The following is a 475-nucleotide window of genomic DNA, read 5'->3' on the forward strand; positions in this document are numbered from 1 at the left end:
GTGCAGGACCTGCCGCAGCGCGAGGACGTGCACAGCGAAACCGGGTTGCCGGTGCTGCGGTTGAAGACCACAACGCCCTGACCGGCACCGGTGCGCGATCACCCACTGTAGAGCCGAGCCCATGCTCGGCTGCTCTTCGCGGGAACCATCAAGCCGAGCAAAGGCTCGGCTCTACAGTAGATCCCACGCCGTGCGTGGATGGCATTCCACGCATGCCCCAGCGTGTGCACCAAGGTGCACACCCACCCAAGGCAGGCTGCTACGGCATCCAGCCCAGCAACTGCTGCAATCGCTGGTGCGGGTCGTCCATCTGCAGCAGCTGCAGGCGCTGCTGCTCGCTCAGCGGCAACAGCTCGGCCAGCCGCCAGCCGACCCAGCTGGCCTGGTCCAGCAACGCCGGGTTGGACGGCGCATAGGCCTCGCCGGCCTGTTCGATGATGTGCCCCAGCACCGTGGCCAGCAGCGCGTGCTGTGG

1 protein-coding gene is annotated in these 475 nt (G+C 67.4%); it reads right to left on the reverse strand.

Going from position 1 to position 475, the window contains the following annotated elements:
• Positions 1-259 precede the first annotated feature (259 nt).
• Positions 260-475: LON peptidase substrate-binding domain-containing protein (locus I6F38_RS43335; protein WP_225164707.1), on the reverse strand; the 216-nt coding region annotated here is incomplete at its 5' end.

This window comes from Bradyrhizobium sp. BRP56 (assembly GCF_020194035.1).
Lineage (GTDB): Bacteria > Pseudomonadota > Alphaproteobacteria > Rhizobiales > Xanthobacteraceae > Bradyrhizobium > Bradyrhizobium australafricanum.